This window comes from Corallococcus sp. NCSPR001, from assembly GCF_017309135.1.
Lineage (GTDB): Bacteria > Myxococcota > Myxococcia > Myxococcales > Myxococcaceae > Corallococcus.
Genome location: NZ_JAFIMS010000002.1, coordinates 7,684,325 through 7,699,952 on the forward strand (window position 1 = coordinate 7,684,325; position 15,628 = coordinate 7,699,952).

The 15,628-nt window shown below is 72.5% G+C and carries 9 protein-coding genes; 7 read left to right on the plus strand and 2 right to left on the minus strand.

Going from position 1 to position 15,628, the window contains the following annotated elements; translation table 11 throughout:
• The first annotated feature begins 277 nt into the window (after nucleotides 1–277).
• From JYJ93_RS32680 to JYJ93_RS32705, 6 genes are all read left to right on the plus strand, one after another.
• The gene (locus JYJ93_RS32680; protein WP_242544007.1) at nucleotides 278–1,513 is read left to right on the plus strand and encodes a ChaN family lipoprotein; all 1,236 of its coding nucleotides are present in this window, start codon (nucleotides 278–280) and stop codon (nucleotides 1,511–1,513) included.
• Nucleotides 1,408–1,794 carry a hypothetical protein gene (locus JYJ93_RS32685; protein ID WP_206798474.1) on the plus strand — a complete coding sequence of 129 codons (387 nt, stop codon included), beginning with the start codon at nucleotides 1,408–1,410 and terminating at the stop codon, nucleotides 1,792–1,794. Before JYJ93_RS32680 ends, JYJ93_RS32685 begins: the two co-directional genes overlap by 106 nt.
• A 19-nt stretch (nucleotides 1,795–1,813) precedes the next feature.
• Nucleotides 1,814–2,350: a hypothetical protein gene (locus JYJ93_RS32690; protein WP_206798475.1), complete on the plus strand. Its 537-nt coding sequence runs from the start codon at nucleotides 1,814–1,816 to the stop codon at nucleotides 2,348–2,350.
• Nucleotides 2,351–2,516: 166 nt separating this feature from the next.
• Nucleotides 2,517–3,704: a hypothetical protein gene (locus JYJ93_RS32695; protein WP_242544008.1), complete on the plus strand. Its 1,188-nt coding sequence runs from the start codon at nucleotides 2,517–2,519 to the stop codon at nucleotides 3,702–3,704.
• Between the two features lie 186 nt (nucleotides 3,705–3,890).
• On the plus strand, nucleotides 3,891–8,942 hold the full coding sequence (locus tag JYJ93_RS32700) for a hypothetical protein (protein ID WP_269013101.1): 5,052 nt from the start codon (nucleotides 3,891–3,893) through the stop codon (nucleotides 8,940–8,942).
• 66 nt (nucleotides 8,943–9,008) lie between these two features.
• Nucleotides 9,009–10,106 (plus strand): ADYC domain-containing protein, encoded by a 1,098-nt coding sequence (locus tag JYJ93_RS32705; protein WP_206798478.1) that lies wholly within the window; start codon nucleotides 9,009–9,011, stop codon nucleotides 10,104–10,106.
• Nucleotide 10,107: 1 nt separating this feature from the next.
• Here JYJ93_RS32705 and JYJ93_RS32710 read toward each other — a convergent pair whose 3' ends face one another.
• On the minus strand, nucleotides 10,108–11,040 hold the full coding sequence (locus JYJ93_RS32710) for a sigma-70 family RNA polymerase sigma factor (RefSeq protein WP_206798479.1): 933 nt from the start codon (nucleotides 11,038–11,040) through the stop codon (nucleotides 10,108–10,110).
• 128 nt (nucleotides 11,041–11,168) lie between these two features.
• On the opposite strand from JYJ93_RS32710, the gene JYJ93_RS32715 reads away from it, so the two are divergent.
• The gene (locus JYJ93_RS32715; RefSeq protein ID WP_206798480.1) at nucleotides 11,169–15,098 is read left to right on the plus strand and encodes a bifunctional serine/threonine-protein kinase/formylglycine-generating enzyme family protein; all 3,930 of its coding nucleotides are present in this window, start codon (nucleotides 11,169–11,171) and stop codon (nucleotides 15,096–15,098) included.
• A gap of 8 nt (nucleotides 15,099–15,106) precedes the next feature.
• On the opposite strand, the gene JYJ93_RS32720 is transcribed toward JYJ93_RS32715, so the two are convergent.
• On the minus strand, nucleotides 15,107–15,628 hold the full coding sequence (locus JYJ93_RS32720; protein ID WP_206798481.1) for a GNAT family N-acetyltransferase: 522 nt from the start codon (nucleotides 15,626–15,628) through the stop codon (nucleotides 15,107–15,109).

Here is a 15,628-nt window from a genome sequence, read left to right on the forward strand (position 1 = left end):
AGGGGAGACTCAAGGAGTGCGGGTCGCGTGGACGAGGTAACCTGATGTGGACGTAGCCAGCCGTGCCCCCCGCTTCAACGCTGGATTCCACCTGGACGGCCCCTTCCGTCGCCTACCGAGCAGGGCTCCTCGACGCAGGGGCCTCGAACCCGCTCACTCATTCCCCATGGAGGCAGGCGGGCCTCCGCCGGTCGCCCCCCCGGGCGCAATGTCCGGGAGCGGGGGCCTCGCCGTTTTCAGGCGGGCATTCCACGCGGGGGCTGGGTGAGATGACGGGATGACGCGAACCCCGACCGCCCTCGTCCTCGCGCTGTCCCTCGGCTGCGCCAGCAGGCAGCAGCCCTCCCCTCCTCCCGCGCGGGAGTGGGCCACGACGCTGCACCAGGACCACCCGCTGGTGGGGCGCATCTGGGACGTGGCGGGGGGCCGCTTCGTGGACGAGAGCGCCCTGCGCGCGGCCGTGGTGCCCGCGCGCTTCGTGCTCCTGGGCGAGCGGCACGACCACCCGGATCACCACCGGCTCCAGGCGGAGCTGGTGCGCGCGAGGACGGCCTCCGGTCAGCGCCCCGCGCTCGCCTTCGAGATGCTGGACGTCACGCAGCAGCCCGCCGTGGACGCGGCGCTGAAGGCCCACCCGGAGGACGTGGAGGGACTGGCGAAGGCGGTGGACTGGGCGAACAGCGGCTGGCCCGGCTTCAACCTCTACGCGCCCGTGTTCGCCGCGGGCCTCCAGGCACACCTGCCCATCGTCGCCGCCAACCTGCCCCGCGCGCAGGTGCGGGCGCTGGTGATGAAGGGACCGGAGGCAATCCCTTCCGACCTGCGCTCGCGCCTGGGATTGGAGGCGCCCGTGCCGGAGGCGGAGGCGAAGGCGGTCCGGGAGGAGCTGGACCGTTCGCACTGCGGACAGCTTCCACAGGAGATGCTGGAGCCCATGGCGCTGGCGCAGCGGGCGCGCGACGCGATGATGGCGGACCGGCTGCTGGAGACCGTGCCCGCGGACGGCGCGATCCTCATCACCGGCAACGGCCACGTCCGCGAGGACCGGGGCGTCCCCGCGCACCTGGAGCGCCGCGTGAAGGACGTCACCGTGCTGAGCGTGGCATTGCTGGAGGTGTCACCGGAGGCGCTGAACCCCCAGGACTACGCGGCTGTCGTTGGCGCCGCCACCCTGCCCTACGACTACGTCTGGTTCACGCCGGCCATGCCGGAGGACGACCCGTGCCGGGCGCTGCGGGAGCGGAACCAGAAGCAACAAGTCGCACGCGCCTCAAGTTCTCATGTTCCGGGATTGCCACACGGGATGCGTAGCAATGTCAGACCCCCTTGCTACGGAAATGTGCAGCACCGGCCGGTGCGCGGCGTCGCCGCGCTTCATGGCCTGTCACAACATCCTGGAGACACATCATGCACAAGAAGAAAGCTGCCATTGCACTGGGTCTGGCCATGCTCGCGGGTAGCGGCAGCGCCTGGGCCGGGGATAAAGGCACCAACCCCGTCGTCATCAACATGACGAACAAGACCCTCGCGGGGAGCCTCGGGAGCGCCCGCAACAGCTCGGACTTCAGGCAAGCGATCGACATCGGCTTCTATGTCGGCAGCAACTACTACTACGGCTTCATCTTTGCTTTTGACGCCAATGGGACGATGGCGACCTGCACGACCTTCGACCGGAACATGATCGAGATCCTCAAGGCCGCTTCGCCGGACTCCTACATCAAGGCGTACTACGACAGCACGGGCACCTGTACCGACATCGAAATGCGGAACGCCTCCTACCTGGAACCCAAGTAGGCCCCAGGGAGAATGGACCATGACGATGACATCCAGGGGTTTGTTCCTGGCGGCGCTCGTGGCGTCCGCGGGCGCCGGCTTCGGCATGGCCCGTTGGACCGCCTCCACGGCGGTCCCCCCGGACGCGGAGCGCTCGCAACGGTGTGAAGGCGTGGAGCGGGAGCTGCGCGCATTGAAGCTGGGTCTGGAGGGCCCTTCCCGCCCGGCGCCGGTGGCCGTGGCGGGGCTGGACACAAGGGCACTCCAGGAGGAATTGCGCCGGGTGGTGCGGGAGGAGTTCCAGACCGCGACGGCCGAGGCCCGGGCACAACCCCCGCCAGACAGCCCGGAGCCCGCGCCTCCCATCCCTTCCGGAAACGTGGAGGCCTATGCGAAGGCCCGCCGCGTCCTGGAGGACGGCCTCGCCTCCAGGAGTTGGGGCGACCAGGAGCGCGATGAATTCAGGGCCCTGCGCGAGCAGCTGACCCAGCCGCAGCTGCGTGAGCTGCTCACGAAGCTGTCGGTGGCCATCAACCATCAGCAACTGCGCGTCACCACCCGCGGCGCTCCGTTCTGAATCCATCCCGAACGCAATGGATGCGACGGCAATAACAGTCCCGCCGCAATGTCGAATTGAATTGTCAATTCAAGACATCTTCACGTAATCCTTGACGCATCCGGGCTCCCCGGATCGGCTGTCTTTCCCCCTGACAGCCTGAAAACCACCATCCAAGAGAATGACAATGACGACTCGAAGCCTCGGGTTTCGTGCGTGGCGTTGGAGTGCCGTGCTTTCCGTGCTGGCGCTGACGGGCTGTGCCGTGGAGCCCCAGCCGCAGGAGCCAGCGCCCGACCAGGAAGAGCAGGCGAAGGTCCTGGAGCAGCAGGCGCATGAGCTCACCCCACCCGCGGGGTGTACCGAAATCACCATGAACGCGCTGTCGAACGGCGTCCAGCTGACGCCGGTGATGTACGGCGCGCAGCCGACGTATCAGGGCACGTTCAACGGCCTGGGAGACCCGGCGCTGAAGGACACGGCGTTCATCCGGCTGGACGTGAACACGGCGACGGGCGTGCATGACCTGGCGGCCGGAGGCGCCAACACCTTCACCTGCGAGCAGTGCGTCTACGGCTACCAGGACGCGGGCACGGCGGGCCAGAAGCTGTTCGTGGCGGACTCGGGCGCCCTGCTGCTGGCGCTCAAGGTGTCGCCGCAGCAGTCGGTGGGCGTGCTCTTCAACGTGACGCTGCGCGAGTCGGTGAACGCGGCGCCGCTCAGCGCGCCCTACAAGGGCAGCGCGGTGGTCCCGGGTGGCGAGTGCAAGTGGATCCGCTACGCGACCTGGAACACCGTGCGCCCCATGGGCTGCGATCCGCGCGAGGGCTCGTGGACGGCGAACGTGCCGGGTCACACCTGCGTGGCGGACAACTACTTCGCGGATGATGGCACGCTGGAGAAGTCGCAGGGCACGGGCACACAGGGCGCGGCCTGCACCCGTACGCCCGCGGCGGACGCCAACCACCCGGCGACGACGGACTGCGCGCCGGGCTTCGCGTGCTCGGACCTGTTCACGGAGGACCGGCAGTGCCTGAAGACGTGCGACCCGATGGCGGCGGTTCCGGGCTGCCCCACGGGGACCATCTGCGGCGTCTACGGCACGTGCATCGAGCAGTCGGTCCTGGAGCCCATTGGCTTCGACTTCGACCCTGCCCTGATTGGTGAGACGTGCACCAAGAGCTACGCCGAGTTCTGCGGCACGGAAGGGGCGCGCGGCGCGTGCGTCAGCCTGAACGGGACGACGAAGTGCCAGCCCTACACCCGCGCCCGGTCGGAGTGCGGTCCGGGCGAGGAGCTGGGCTTCATCAACTACCCGCTGTCCGGTGGCGGCTACGACCGCACCACCGGCTGGTGCTACCACGACGGTCTGTAGTCCCGGCGTGACAGGGAGCCCGGCCGTGGAGGTCCATGGCCGGGCTCCCCGAAGTGACAGTGTCTCCAGGGACGGCACGCAGTGTGTGGGCCACCCGGTATGCTGACGCACATGCTCTGTCCTGCCTGTACGGAACCGCGTGTGCCGGACTCCGGGCCCCTGTGCCCGGAGTGCGGTGCCGCCCTCGTGCCCGCCGCCGGGCGGCACCTGGATGACTTCGTGCTGGCGCGGATGCGACGGCGCATCGAGCACTGGCGCTTCGATGGGTTGGTGGACGCGGAAACGGCGGACCGGCTGGAGGCTTCGCTCTCGGCGTCAGTTGAAGCGGTCCCGAGCGTTCCGGAGGTGCCCGAAGCCGTGGTCGTTGCGGTTCCGGTGGAGTCGGCGCTCGACTCCGCGGCGCGCGTGGAGGCCTGGGCGGATGGCGTAGCCGGTTCGCTGCGTCGCGCGGGCGGGTGGCGTCCGGGGTGGTTGGCCTCGCTCGCGAACTCGCTGGACGAGACGGCGCGGGCGGAGAGGGAACAGGCGGCACGGCGGCGGGCGTCGTCGTTGGCCGTCGGAGCTTCCACCCGCGTGGATGACCTGGGCGACGATGCAGCGCGGGCCGAGCGTGCACGGGCGGCTCGGCAGGTGGTGGCGCAGGATGATGGGGAGTCCTCCAGTGAGGAGTACCTGGGTTCGGCGCTGGGGTCTGGACAGGCGTTGTTCGGCCGGGGGCACCTGGACTCACTGGGTGGCAGTGGGCTGGAGGCGGTCATCGCGCTGGACGAGGGCGACAACCCTCCCCGCCTCAACGAGTACATCTGGTGGTTCCTCGGCGCGGTGCTCGTGCTGGGCGGCTCGCTCATGGGCGTGCGCGAGGCGTGGCGGGCGCTGGGTGGAGTGCCCCGGCAGCTCATCGTCACGGGCGCGCTCCTGGGCTACCACGCGGCGTTCATCGGGCTGGGCACGTTCCTGGCGCGGCGCTCGCGGTCGGCGGGGCGCGTGCTCGCGAGCATCGGACTCGCCCTGCTGCCGGTGGTGTTCATCGCGCTGTCGGCCCTGGTGGCGTTGGCGCCCACGGTCGGCGTTCCCGCCGCGATTGGCGTCGCCGCCGTTGCCCTTCTGCCGCTGCGGGCCGCGGGACGGCTGTGGCCCGGGGCTTCCGCCACGTCCTTCGCGGTGGCGCTGTTCCCGTCGCTTTTGGCGGGGCTGCCGCTGATGGGGTGGGACGACGCGCCCTGGCTGCGTGCGCTGTGCGCGTTCGCGGGCGTGGTGGCGCTCGGCGCTTCGTTGTGGCGGGCGCGAGCGGGCGCGGCTTCGTTCGCCGGGGTGGGTGCCGCGCTCTACGGCGCGCTCTGGCTGGTGGTCTTCTGCGTGGCGAGCGCGCCCTCCGGGTTCGATGCGCTGGAGCCCGGGGCGCCCCTGTTCGCGGGGCTCGTGCTGTGGGCGGTGGCGCTGGGCGCGGTGGTGGCGGCGGGCGCGTCCTCGGAGAACGTCCGGGCACGCCATCCCCGCGCGGCCCCGGTGTTCGAGACGCTGGCGCACGCGGTGGTCGCCAGCGGCGCGCTCGCGGGTGCGCTCGGCGCGTTCTCGGTGTTCCCGGGTGAGGACACCTGGGTGGACACGGCATCGGCCTGCGCGCCCGTGCTGGCCGCGCTCGTCTTCTTCCTGTTGGAGTTCCGCCGCCGGGCCCTGGTGCATCCGGCCGTCATGGCCTCACTGCTCGCGGGGGCGCTCATTGCGCGCGTGCAGGCGCCCGACGTTCCTGAGTGGTGGTGCTTCGGCGTAGCGGCGGTGGCTTCCGGGCTGATGCTCCTGGCGCGCGTGACGTCCTCCGCCGTCCTGCGCAACCGGATGCTCGCGTGGAGTGTCGTCGTCTCGCTGGCGACGATGCCCGCGTTCTCCGTGCTGGCGTGGACGCAGGGGACGAACGCGCCCTGGCCGCAGGCGTACACGGGTGCCGTCATCGCTTTCGCGGCCCACTTCGCGGGGCGGTGGAGGTGGCGGGGCCTCCACTATCTGGGCGGCGTCGCGTTGCTCTTCGGGGCGCTCTCGGCCGTGGACGGGACTCCGTGGCTCGCGTCCAGTGCGGCGGGCCTGGGCGTCTTCGCGCTCGCGGCGGTGCTCTATGGCCTGGGCGGGCTCGCGCAGTCCGCGTGGCTGGCGCGCCAGGGGTTGCGGGACGCGCTCCTGCCCCTGGAGGACCTGTCGCTGGTCATCGCCTCGCTCGGGGTGGCTCGGGCGCTGGGGGTCGCGCCTGTGTTGCCGGACGTGCTCGCGGGGGTCGCGGAGCCCTTCTCGCCGGTGCTCGCCTGCGTGCCCACGGCGCTGGCCTCGGCGGTGCTGCTGCTGCGCGTCCGGCGCGATGGCAGCCGGCTTGTCTCCTTCGTGGCGGCCATGGGGCTCGCGCTCACGGTGTCGCAGGGGCTGGGCACGGTCGCTGACTTCACTTCGGCACGGGCCGCGCTCGTGGCGTCGGGCCTGGCCTTCGGCTTCGCGCTCTTCTCGATGCTTCGCGGCCAGGGCGTCGACACGGTGAAGGGACGGCGGCTGCTGGACGTCTTCCCCCTGCCCTTCGGCGTCCGGGGACGGCCGCTGTTCACGGATGGGTTCGCGGGCGCCGCGCTCGTGCAGGCCGTACTCGCGGTCATCACGCTCGTGAACTGGGTCGCCCTGCCTGACAGCGCGGAGCGTCCGGTGGCCCTGCTCGCGGGCGTGCTGCTCTCGGCGGGTGCGTTGATGGCGTTCGTGTCGCGTGGCTTCGTGGCGTTCCAATTGCGCGGCTCGGTGGTGACGCTCGCACTGAGCGGCGGGTTCATCGCGCTCACCGGGGCCGTCAATCGCGCGGGCCGGCCGCTTCCTCCCGACGTGTCCGCCTGGCGCGTGCCCCTCATCGGCATCGCGCTGTGGTTCCTGGCGCTGGGCTTGCGGCGCTTGGGCCCGTGGGTGGCCCAGCGCATGGAGAGGCCCAAGCACGGGCCGCTGTATCACCTGGTGCCGCACCTGGGCGTGGCGGTGCTGGCCGTGCTGCTCCTGAAGTCCGCACTCGTCGTGGGCCTGCCGGATCCATCGCGCGCGCTGGGCCTGGTGCCGCCGCTCCTGGTGCTGGGACCCGCGCTGCTGACGGTCCTGCTCGCGGCGTCGTTCCGCTCGCGGCTCCTGGCGCACTGGGGGCTCCTGCTGGGGCTTCCCGGCGCCGCGCTCTGGGCCGCTCAGCAGTCGCTGCTTGGAAGTCCGCTGGTGGCCCTGATGCCTCCCGATGGGCAATGGATCCGCGCCACGGCGGCGCACCTCATCAGCCCTTCGCTGGGATGGTCGCACCCGGCGGCGTGGATGCCTTCGGGCAGCAGCGAGTTCCTCCTGTGGCAGCAGGCGTTCGCGGGCATCGCCGCGGCCGGGCTCGTCTACGCGGTGTTCTCGGTCGCGGTGGCCCGGGTGGACGCGGGACGTGCGTTCTTCCGGCGGCTGCTCTCCCTGGGCACCGATGACCGTCCGGGGCCCTTCCTCGCTGCCCTGCCCAGGGAGACGCTCACCGCCGTGGGGCTCGTGGTGGCGGCGGCCTTCTTCCAGCCCGGCCTGCTCTCCGCGCAACTCATCCTCGCCACGGGCGCGGTGCTGTTCATCGGCGGGGCGCGCGTACAAGGACGCGGTGTCCTGGGTGTGGGCCTGCTGCTGCTCGTGCATGCCCGGGCCCACCTGGCCCCGAGCATCGAAGCGTGGCCGGGGCCGACGCTCGCGCTGCTGGGGTTCGCGGTGGTGCTCGTGGCTCCGTGGCTCGCGAAGCGGCGGGGGCATGACGTTGGCCGCGCGCGGCTGCGCGCCCACCTGGCCGTGATCCCCACCTTCACGGCGGCGATGCTGTACGCGCTGGCCGTGACGGGAGACACGTCCCCGACGCTGGCGGTCCCCGTCCTCGTGTGGCGGATGCTCGGAGGACTGGGCGGGACGTGGATGGTCTCCGCCGCGCTCCCCCTGACGCTGGGACTCCTCTCGGCGGCGCTGCTCGTGGCGGCCTTCCAGTGGCGCGGGGCGCTCGCCGGGTTCGTCGCGGGGCTCGGGACGATGGTCGCCGGAAGCGCGGTCGTGGCCACGGGGATGGTGCTCCTCGCGCAAGCCACGGCTCCCTGGCGCCCGGCGTATGGAGCCCTCTTCACCCGTTCCGGCGCCACGCTGGCGCTGGCCGCCGCGGGGAGCGCGCTGGCCCTCCACGTCGCCCGCCGCGTGACGTCCCGCCGCCGGAGCGACGTCGCGGGAGGCATGGGCTGGGGCCGCGACCTGTGGCTGGTGGCGAGCGCGGCGCTGCTCGCGGCCGTCGCACTGGGAGGCCAGGCCTCCGAGGACGTGCTGCCCATGGCGCTGGCAGCCATCGCGCTGGCCGTGGGCGTGTCCCTGCACGCCGCGTGGCGCGAGCACACCGGCCGCCATGTCTACTTCGTGCAGATGGCCGTCGTGGGCGTCTACGCATTGGTGCGCGGGCTGTACGCGCAGGGCCTCCGCCCCGAACACGACGCCCTCTTCGCGCTGTCGCTGGGCTTCGTCCTCGTGGGCGTGACGGTGCTGGCGCGCAGGGCGGGCGTGCGTCCCGTGGAGCAGGCGACGCGGCGGTTCGCGGCGCTCCTGCCCATCGCGGTGGCGCTCATCCTCCCCGGCGACGCGACGGGCGACGCCGCCCTGCTCGCGGGAGGCTCCGGCCTGCTGTACGCGGCGCTGGGCGCGGTGGAGCGCAGCCGGATGTTCGGCGCGTTCGCGGCGGCGGCCTGCAACCTGGCGCTGCTCATCGCCGCGCTCGCGTTCGGCCTGGAGGGGCTGGAGGTGTACCTGGCGCCGCTCGGGCTCCTGCTCCTGATGATGGGACAGCTCTTCACGTCCAGCCTCCCGCACGTGGCGCGCAACGCGGTGCGCATCCTGGGCGGACTGCTGCTGTACGTCCCTGCGGCGGCGAAGCTGGCGGCCCGCATGGGCGAGTCCGAGGATGGCACGTATGCGATTGTCTTCGGCGCGGTCTGCCTTCTGGGCGTGGCGGTGGGCATGGCCCTGCGCATCCGCGCCTACCTGGCGCTGGGGACGCTGTTCCTGCTCCTGGACGTGGTGGCCAACCTGCTCGACGCGGGCCTGCGGGACCACCGCATCGGCTTCCTGGTGATGACCCTCACCGGCCTCAGCATCGTCACCGGACGCGTCATGGCGACCCTGAAGCGCCAGGAGTGGGACCTGCTGCTGCGGCGCGTCCGGGTCCAGCTGCGGGGCTGGGACTGATGGGCCCGTGCGGGGGGCGGACGGATTCCGTGCATCGATTTCGGGCACGGGGTCTCATCGGAAGCGATGAACGCGTCCTTCCGAACCCTGCCGGTATGCCTGTTCCTGCTCCTGTCGTCACAAGGACAGGCCGCGCCGCCCGCCGCCGTGCCGAAGCCCGCCCCGACCCGGTCGGTGAGCGGCCCGACCGACGCCGAGCGCTACGCGCGCCGGTGCCAGTCCCAGTCGGCCCAGCGCATCGCCCGGCCCCAGGGCACGATGCTGTGGGGCACCAAGCGCGGCTGGGATGAGAAGCCGACGGACGAGCGCACCAGTGTGCTCGTCTCCGTGGCGCTGGACGCGCCCCGGCAGGCGGAGGACGGGGTGAAGGCGCTGCGCTTCGACCATGGCCGGCTGTGGCCAGTCCCCGCGCCGGAGACCGGGGCGACGGCCAGCGACGTGGTGGGCACCGTGCTCCAGGGCACCGCCAGCGACGGCAAGCCCGTGGAGGTGGCCATCTGCGGCGCGGAGCCCGCGGCGGACGACCCCAGCCGCGTCTTCTACCGCATCGAGGCCTGGAACCCCGTGGCGCGCGAGTGGGAGAACCCCTGCGTCGCGCTGGAGCGCTCTCCCGCGCCCCGGGCCCTGGCGGTGGGCGGCGTGTGGGACGCGAGCGGCGCCCACGCCGACACGGCGGACCGGGTCACCTTCGCGTGTGAGAACGGCGCCATCTCCAAGTGCATCCTCTGGGGCTACGCGCCCTGGGCCACCCGCGACGGGAAGTCGCTGGCCGGCCTCCACCAGTCGTGCACCCGCCTGGCCCGCGCGGACTATTGCGGCAATGGCCGCAGCCACACCCGCCAGGACACCACCATCGACATCTACGACCGGCTGGGCGTGCTGGAGCGAGCGACGGAAGTGACGCGGGAGTGGGACCCGGCGAAGGGGTCCTTCGAGGCGGCCTGGGCACCCGACGGCGCCACCTGCCTGTCCCGCACCCGCGACGGCCGCGCGCTGGACGTCATCCTCCAGGAGTGCCCCGGCCGCTTCCAGGCGGACACGGGTGACGCAGGTGACAACGGGGAGGTGTGCACGGTGAGCCGCGGCGACGTGAAGCCCGGGGCCGCGCTCTTGCGCAACCTGTCCTATGGCCCCCCGAAGGCGGAGCCCGCGCGCGTCCAGTAGCTCAGCCTTCCGGCGGGGGCTCGCGCTTCTCGTCGAGCAGCTGGCTCAGGGTCAGGTCCAGTTGGCTGTCCACGAAGGCGATGAAGCTCTGGAAGTCCTCCGTGGAGAGGCCCAGCTGTTCCTGCAGGCGGCGGCGGGTCTCCGCGTAGACCTGCTGCTGCACCCGCTTCAACCAGCGGGAGATGGTGGACTGGTTGACGCGGAAGAGCGGCGCCATCTCATACGTGGAGAGCCGGTCGGCGAAGTGGAGGCGGAGCAGATGGCGGTCCTCGGCCGACAACGTGGCGGCGGCTTCGCGCACGGCCTGACGGAAGGCCGCGTGGTGGCGGCGCTTCATCACGTCCAGCTCCGGGTCCAGGCCCTGCGCGGGCAGCGCCTTGAACAGCTCCTCCGCGTCGTCCTCCGTGGAGGGCTTCTCCTGTCCGCGCAACTTGTGGGTGATGCGGCTGGCGATGACGACCACCCAGCTCAACAGGCCCCCACGCCCCGTGTAGTCCGCGATGGCGGGCGCGTGGCCCGCGCTGGCCACCAGGAGCTTCACGCCCACGCGCTGGCGGACCTCGTCGATCATCGCGTCGGGTTGGCGCAGGCTCCGAAGCCGCTCCGGCAGCCGGGCCAGGTACTGGCGTTCGAAGGCCTCCAGCGCGACGGAGTTTCCCAGGAGGCACGCGCACGCCAGGTACAGCTCCGGCAGGGACAGGGCGGAGACGAGCGGCGCGATGGGCGCGGTGGGGCTCGCCGGGGGGAGCCGCTCCGCGACATGGGTGACGAAGCGCTCGGCGGGCAGCGAAATGCCCGGCCAGCGGGCCTGCGCGTCCTCCCAGGCGCGCGACAGCACGGCGTCGAGCTCCGCGAGCGCTTCCGGCGAGGGGGCCACGAAGCGCGTCTTCGTGTGCAAGAGGAAGGTCTCGGCCAGTGCGGACACCTGGGACATGGCAACGCCATACCATGCCGGGCCCCGGCCCGCCCCCCACGCGCGTCGCGCGCACGGTGCGAGGTCGCGTGTCCGCGTGTGTCATTGAACGCCGCGCGCCGCGTGGCTAGCGTGAAGGCTCCCACTCCGTGAGCGCGCCCCCTTCCAGCTGCCTGACCGACGACGTCCTGGTCCAGCTCCTCGAGGACCAGCTGACGGATGAAGCGCTGGCGCAGGTGCACCGCCACGCCGCGGGATGCAACGAATGCCGGAGCCTGCTGGCCACGCTCACGCCCGGCATCCAGCGCTCGTCCGTGGAGGACCCGGAGCCCTCCGGCGAAAGGGAGACGGACCGGCTGCCGCCACCGGAGCAGGAGCCCTGGACGCCGCCGCCGTCGTTCGATGCGTTCCGTCTGGAGCGCCCGCTGGGCCGGGGCGGGATGGGCGTCGTCTACCTGGCGCACGACACGTCGCTGGACCGGCGCGTGGCGGTGAAGTTCATGGCGGCGGCTCGGCCGGATGAGCGCTTCCGCGACCTGTTCACCACGGAGGCCCGGGCGCTCGCGCGGTTGCAGCACGCGAACATCGTCAGCGTGTTCAGCGTGGGCGCGGTGGACGGACACCCGTACATCGTCTCCGAGTACGTCGTCGGTGAGACGCTCGCGGAACTGCCCCTGCCGGTGCCGTGGCGCCGGGTGCTGTCGCTGGGCGTGGGCCTGGCGCGGGGGCTCGCGGCGGCGCACCGCCAGGGCGTCCTGCACCGCGACCTGAAGCCCTCCAACGCGCTCGTCACGCGCGAGGGCGAGGTGAAGCTGCTCGACTTCGGCCTCGCCGAGCGCTTCGAGGTCGGCGCGGAGCTGGCGTCCGGCTCGCCGCTGCTCGTGGGCACCCTGCCCTACCTGGCGCCGGAGGTGCTCACCGGAGGCCCGGCCTCCGCGCGCAGCGACCTGTACGCGCTGGGCCTCATCCTCCATGAGCTGTGCACGGGCCAGGTGCCCCGCCGCACGTCGCGCAAGCCCGAGGACACGGCGCCCCGCGCCGCGCTGGGCCCGGAGGTGGACCCCGACTTCGCCGCGCTCATCCAGCGCTGTCTCGCGGTGGATCCGCTGGAGCGCATCAACTCCGCGGAGGCGCTGAGCGAGTCCCTGGAGAAGCTGGAGCGCTCCATCGCGCCCGCGCCGCTGGCGGCCGGCAATCCCTACCGGGGGCTCGCGCCGTTCGCGGCCGAGCACCGGGCGCTCTTCTTCGGGCGCGAAGGCGACATCCGCGCCGTGCTGGAGCGCCTGCGCACGCGGCCGCTGGTGCTCGTCGCTGGCGACTCCGGGACGGGCAAGTCCTCGCTGTGCCGCGCGGGCGTGCTGCCCCGCGTGGCGGCCGGAGACCTGGGCGACGGACGCGAGCCGCACGTCGTCACGCTGTGGCCCGGCCATCGCCCGCTCGAAGCGCTGGCCGCCGCGCTCGCGCCGGTGCTGGGGCGCAGGGAGGCGGAGCTCGTCACCGCCCTCTCGGACACGCCGGCCTGGCTGGGACAGGCGCTGCGCGAGACGCATGGGCGCGGGCGGGGGCTGCTGCTCTTCGTCGACCAGTTGGAGGAGCTGCTCACCCTCTCCGACCCCGGCCAGGCCGCGCACTTCGCCCGCCTGCTGGGAGAGCTGGCCCTGCCGTCACCGGGCGTGCACGTGCTGCTGGCGGTGCGGGGCGACTTCCTCACGCGCCTGTGCGCGCTCCCGGGCCTGGGGGAAGAGGCGGAGCGGGCGCTCTACATCCTCCGGCCGCTGTCGCCCGAGGGCGTGCGCGAGGCCATCATCGGCCCGGCCCGTGCGCGGGGCGTGGCCTTCGAGTCGCCGGAGCTGGTCCAGACGCTCGTCGACTCCACGGCGCATGGCGTGGGCAGCCTCCCGCTGCTCCAGTTCGCGCTCGCGGAGCTGTGGGAGCGCCGCGACGCTGGCCGGGGCCGCATCACGCGCTCGGCGCTGGAGGCGATGGGCGGCGTGGCCGGAGCGCTGTCCCGGCACGCGGACGGCGTGCTCGCGCGCATGAGCCCCGCGGAGCACGCGGCGGCGCGGCGGCTGCTGCTCCAGTTGGTGACGGCGGAGGGCACGCGCATCGAGCGTGGGGCGGAGGACCTCGCGGACGCCTCGGATGACGTCTCCCGGACAGCGCTGCGGGTGCTCGTGGAAGGCCGGCTGCTGCACACGCGCACGGTGAACGGTCAGCCGCGCTGGGAGATCGCCCACGAGTCGCTCATCGCGAGCTGGGGCACGCTGCGCGACTGGCTGGACGACGACATCGGGCACCGCGTGCTGCGCAAGCGCGTGGAGGCGGCCAGCGCGGAGTGGGACCGGCTGCGCCGCGCCAGCGAGGCCCTCTGGGGTCAGCGCCAGCTGGATGAGGTGCGGGTGCTGGAGCCCGCCACGCTGGGCACCCGGGAGCAGGCCTTCCTCCGGGCGTCCCACCGGGCCGTGCGCCGGGCGCGCTGGGGACGGGGCCTCACCGCGCTCGTGCTCGCGCTCGCGGTCCTCGCGTCGTATGGCGGCCTCCGGCTCCAGGCGTACCTGGAGGACTCGCGCTTCATCGCCGCGGAGCTGGGCACGGCGAAGGAGGCGCTGGCCTCGGGCCGCACCCTCGCCGCGAGGGCGCTCGCGAGCCGGGAGGAGTCGCTGGCGATGTTCGATGGCCGGACGCCCTCCTCGCTGGGCCCGGAGACCGCGACGGATGCCACGGGCCTGCGCAGCGCCGCGGAGAAGCGATGGACGGAGACGCTCGCCCTGCGCGACCAGGCGGAGGCGGCCTTCACCCGCGCCAGCCGGAGCCTGGAGCGCGGCCTGGACCGCGACCGCCACCATCCGGACACACGCCGGCTCATCGCACAGGTCCTGGCCGAGCGCGTCCTCCTGGCGGAAGCGTTCCACCAGCGCCACGAGCGCGACGCGTGGCTCCAGCGCCTGGAGCAGGAGGTGGACTCCGCCAGGGAGGGCGAGGCCTCCCTGCGGCGCTTCCACGAGCCCGCGGAGCTGGTGCTCGAGAGCACGCCGCCGGGGGCCCGCGTGTCCATCACGCGCGTGGTGCGCGGCGACGGGCCGTTCCGCCGCGAAGCCGTGCAGGCCACCGGAGGCTCGCGCGCCGTCCTCCCGGAAGGCTCCTACCTGCTCCACGTCACGCAGCCGGGACGGGTGTCCCTGGACGTCCCGGTGTTCCTCACGCACGGCGCGCGTGAAGCGCTGCGCCTCACGCTCCCCACGCAGGTCCCCGAAGGCTACGTCTACATCCCGCCGGGCTGCTTCCTGCTGGGCAGCGCCGAGCCGGAGGTGGTGCGCCGCTTCACCTTCAGCCCGCCCATGCACCGCTACTGCCTCAGCGGTGGCTATCTGGTGGGCCGCGACGAGGTGACGTTCGGCGACTGGCTGACCTACCTGGAAGACCTGCCACCGGACGCGCCCGCGAGGAGAATCCTCGAACAGCCGCACTTCGGCGACGGAGGCACCATCACGCTGCGGTGGCGGCAGGGCACGGGCTGGGTCTTCACCTTCCACCGCACCCGCGAGGAGCTCCGCGCCGCGAAGGAAGGCGAGCCGCTCGTCTACGCGGAGCGCACGCGGCACGCGAGCGTCGACTGGAAGCGGCTGCCCTTGTCCGGCGTCTCCGCGCAGGATCTGGAGGGCTACTTCTACTGGCTCCACCGGACGAAGCGGCTGCCGGGAGCGCGCCTGTGCGGCCAGCACGAATGGGAGTACGCGGCCCGGGGCGCGGACGGCCGCCGCTATCCGCACGGCGACCAGCTCCAGCCCGACGACGCCAACATCGACGCGACGTATGACCGGCGGCCGTTGGCCTTTGGCCCGGACGCGGTGGGGACGCACCCCGCTTCGGTGAGCCCGTTCGGCCTGCGGGACATGGCGGGCAACGCCTACGAGCTCACGCGCTCCGTGACGCCGGAGTTCGGCAGCGTCGTGCTCCGGGGAGGCTCCTGGTATTACGACTCGTTCGTCGCGGCGAGCGCCGACCTGTCGCCCGGTGACGCGACCGCGCGGGACGTCCGCATCGGCGTGCGCGTCTGCGCCTCATTCGACCCGCGCTGACGCGGGCTTCAGCCAATCCCATACACGCGGTTCTGGATGCCGTCCTCGGTGATGTGCCGGTCCAGGCGCATCCCCAGCCGCTCCGCGACACGGAGGGACGCGGCGTTCTCCGGGTGGATGATGGCCACCAGGGGCACGTGCGGCAGGTGCCGGGCCGCCAGCGCCAGCGCGACGCGGGACACCTCCGTGGCGTAGCCGGAGCCCCAGGTCTCGGGCGTGAAGCGGTAGGCCAGGTTGAGCACGCGCTGGCCCTCCAATTCCTTGTGGCGCAGGCCGCCCAGGCCCACGACGACGCCGGGCTTCTCCAGCCGTTCCACCAGCCAGTACCCCACGCCCTCGCGCGCCCAGTCCTCCAGCCAGAGGCCCATGACTCTTCGCGCGTCGTCCAGCGTCTGCATGTAGCCCCGGCGGCTGAACCAGTTCGTGGTGGGATCCGAGTGGAGGGCGAAGACCGCGTCCAGGTCGTCTTCGCGGACGGCGCGGAGCAACAGCCGGCCGGTGGTCTGGCGTTCGAAGTGCTGACGAAGCAT

Bases quoted from the DNA above. Each gene is read 5' to 3' on its own strand.
- JYJ93_RS32680 (WP_242544007.1), top strand. From the start codon at position 278: ATGACGCGAACCCCGACCGCCCTCGTCCTCGCGCTGTCCCTCGGCTGC.
- JYJ93_RS32685 (WP_206798474.1), top strand. From the start codon at position 1,408: ATGCACAAGAAGAAAGCTGCCATTGCACTGGGTCTGGCCATGCTCGCG.
- JYJ93_RS32690 (WP_206798475.1), top strand. From the start codon at position 1,814: ATGACGATGACATCCAGGGGTTTGTTCCTGGCGGCGCTCGTGGCGTCC.
- JYJ93_RS32695 (WP_242544008.1), top strand. From the start codon at position 2,517: ATGACGACTCGAAGCCTCGGGTTTCGTGCGTGGCGTTGGAGTGCCGTG.
- JYJ93_RS32705 (WP_206798478.1), top strand. From the start codon at position 9,009: ATGAACGCGTCCTTCCGAACCCTGCCGGTATGCCTGTTCCTGCTCCTG.
- JYJ93_RS32710 (WP_206798479.1), bottom strand. From the start codon at position 11,040: ATGTCCCAGGTGTCCGCACTGGCCGAGACCTTCCTCTTGCACACGAAG.
- JYJ93_RS32720 (WP_206798481.1), bottom strand. From the start codon at position 15,628: ATGCTTCGTCAGCACTTCGAACGCCAGACCACCGGCCGGCTGTTGCTC.